We start from the raw sequence: 2,863 nt of genomic DNA on the forward strand, positions 1-2,863 counted from the left end.
CGCTTTGGGTATTCTACTCAAAGCTTTGCGGGATACCGCCATTCTGTTTGGAAACAAACAGAATGCTATCGCTGCATGGTTGAACAGTGATGTTCAGCAATGTTCAGCGTAAATGTATCAGTCTAGGGCTCCCGGCCTGCTGTCGCAAGTGGTAGGCGGGGTTCGACCACTGACCAGAGGCGGGCAGCCACCTCTGCCGGGGATCCCTGGGCATCAACGCGGACAATCCGCTGTGGTTCGGCGGCAGCCAGAGCCTGGAACCCTTGGTAGACGCGGCGGTGGAACTCCAGGCGTTCTTGTTCAAGCCTGTCGCGAGCCTTTGCCCGCGCCAGTCCCACCTCTGGTGGAAGATCCAGCCACAGGGTGAGGTGCGGCTGCAACCCGCCGGTGGCTAAGTGGTTGAGCTGGCGGATCTTCTCCAAGTCCAGCCCCCGACCGTAGCCCTGGTAGGCCAGGGTGGAATCGGTAAAGCGGTCACAAACCACCACCTGCCCTGCCGCCAGAGCCGGCGCGATGACTTTGCTCACGTGTTCAGCCCGATCCGCCGCGTACAGGAGCAGCTCCGCCAGAGGGCTAAAGGGATCCCCGTGCAGCAACAGCTCCCGCAGCGTTTTGCCCAGCGCCGTGCCCCCCGGCTCGCGGGTACACAGGCAAGCGTAGCCTTCTTGGCGCAGCCGCTCAACCAAGAGGGCCTGTTGGGTGGTTTTGCCCACCCCTTCCCCGCCTTCTAGGGTGATGAACACACCGTCGTCCTCTGCAGGAGGGTTAGCGCAGGTTGAGTTGGGGCTGCAAATTAAAGGAGTGCCCCGGCACCATCACGTAGACGTCGGGGATGTTGGTGGGCTCCAGGCTTTGCAGGGCTAACCCTTCGATGTTGGAGCGCAGGGCGTTGTTGATGGTGGCTTCCAGTTGGGACAAAACCTGCGCCTCGTTGCCCTGAGTAGCCAAGCCAGGAAACTGGTTGTAGACGGCGCGCGCCAAGCTGCTGGCCAAGGGGAGCTGGATCAGGGTGAGGTTGGATCCCCCCAGCTGGGGGCCCAAGGTGTTGGCCCGGCCGCGGATGCCCAAAGCTTGGAGGGCATTGGCCGTTTGGCTGACGGGGATGGTGCAAGTATCCATCTTGTAAACGGGCACTGAGGCCATGGTCAGAGCAGAAACGCTGGTCAGTTGCACCACAGTAAAGGAGGCAGTGCCGTTATAGGCAAAGCAAAAATCGCGAAAGGCTGCGGGCACATTGGCAGCGCGGATGGGGCGCTCATCGTCAAAGCCGCCCGACTCGGCGAAGATGTTGCGGATAGCGAATCCCCCGAAGAAGGCCAGCAGGGCCACCACCAGCAGGATCGTCAGATCGGAGGAGGAGACCCCCCCGCTGGAGCTGCCGCCTCGCCCACCACCGCCATATCCCCCACCGCCAACATAGCTGGAGGTGTAGCCGTAAGCCGCGGAACGGCTGTAGTCACTGCGGTAGCCGGATTCCCCAAGGACTCCGTCCCGCTTACGCGAGCGGCCAGCAAAGGACTCCGTCCCGCTACCGCGAAAGGCAGAGGAACGAGCGGATCCGTCGTAGCTGCGGTTGCTGGAGACAGAACGGCGGGAAACCAGGGCTTGCCCAGGACGCTCACCGGCTCCAGGGGATCCTGCAGCGGCTTTCTGCCCCCCCTTTTCGCTGTCAACACGAGACCCCTCGTCTCGGCCAGTCTGGGGGGAGCGGTTGGAAGGGCGAGAAGTGGCCCCTTGCGCGGACTCCCTGTAGCTATCCCGCCCATTCTCCAAGGACTCCGTCCCGCTACCGCGATCGTCCAGCCAATCCTCTGCGCCCACAAAGGTTGAGCCCTCTTCCGGCAAAGGGGGTGGGGAACGACGACTTTGCCGCTCCCTTCCTTCACCAGAGTTTGCAACCGAGGAGACCGCGGCTTCCTCACCGGCAGGATCCGGGGAATGGCGGCTGGGATCGGGGGCAGCAGTCCGTTCCGCTGCTGCAATGGGATCTTGATCCTCAAACTCAGAAAAACCCATAGTTCTTCGAGCGCTCCCCTCAGCTGCCAAGGCAAGACGGCTTTCAATTTCACTCCCCCGAAGGGAAGCAACTACTGTATCCTAGCAGCTCCCCAGCCAGGACATCGGGGGCTATTGCTGGGATCCAAGCCAGCCCATACGCTTCTCCAGGAGAGGCAACTGCGCTTTCAAGGCGCGCAAGGCTCGGCCTCGGTGGCCGATGGCCTCTTTTTGAGCTGGGCTCATCTCGGCAAAGGTTAGCCCCACTTCGGGCACCCAAAACAGGGGGTCATAGCCAAACCCCCCCTCTCCCCGCGGCTGGGTCAAGATCTCTCCCGAGCATACCCCTTCCACCAGGGCATGCACTACACCTTGGGGATCCACCAGGGCGATGGCGCAGTGAAAGGTGGCCCGGCGATTTGGGATCCCTTCCATTTCCCTGAGCAACCGCTCGATGCGGGCAGCATCGTTGGGGGCATAGCGAGCCGAGCGGATCCCAGGGACGCCGCCAAGGGCTTCTACCGCTAGGCCGGAATCGTCGGCAATGGCCCACTCCCCCAGAGACTTGGCCACGGCTCTGGCTTTGAGAAGGGCATTTTCGGCAAAGGTGGTGCCGGTTTCTTCCACCTCAATTTCTGAGGGCATGCGGCGCAGCTCCCAAGCAGGGGAATGGGCCTGGAAAAAGGCATTGAACTCGCGCCATTTGCCGGGGCTACTGCTGGCCAAGATCAAAGGACGGGTCATGGAAGGTTCCTACGAGTGGAAATGTAAACTACCCGGCTCCGACTGCTAAGCGGTACGGAGCGGGCTTTCAGTAGCCCTGAGCCTGTTCTGCTCTACCAGAGAACAAAACAGGCCCGAACCTCTA

Annotated in this window: 3 protein-coding genes; all 3 read right to left on the reverse strand. The window is 61.8% G+C overall.

What is annotated here, in order from left to right:
* Positions 1-122: 122 nt before the first annotated feature.
* The 3 genes from tmk to rdgB all read right to left on the reverse strand — a co-directional run bounded on the left by tmk (position 123) and on the right by rdgB (position 2,739).
* Positions 123-743, reverse strand: a complete 621-nt coding sequence (gene tmk / locus NW828_RS13670; protein WP_414384446.1) for a dTMP kinase — start codon at positions 741-743, stop codon at positions 123-125.
* A 22-nt stretch (positions 744-765) separates the two neighbouring features.
* Positions 766-2,016 (reverse strand): hypothetical protein, encoded by a 1,251-nt coding sequence (locus NW828_RS13675; RefSeq protein WP_414384447.1) that lies wholly within the window; start codon positions 2,014-2,016, stop codon positions 766-768.
* Positions 2,017-2,127: 111 nt separating this feature from the next.
* On the reverse strand, positions 2,128-2,739 hold the full coding sequence (gene rdgB / locus NW828_RS13680) for an RdgB/HAM1 family non-canonical purine NTP pyrophosphatase (RefSeq protein WP_414384449.1): 612 nt from the start codon (positions 2,737-2,739) through the stop codon (positions 2,128-2,130).
* Positions 2,740-2,863: the final 124 nt, after the last annotated feature.

The sequence above is a fragment of the Synechococcus sp. W55.2 genome, from assembly GCF_047461635.1.
GTDB lineage: Bacteria > Cyanobacteriota > Cyanobacteriia > Thermostichales > Thermostichaceae > Thermostichus.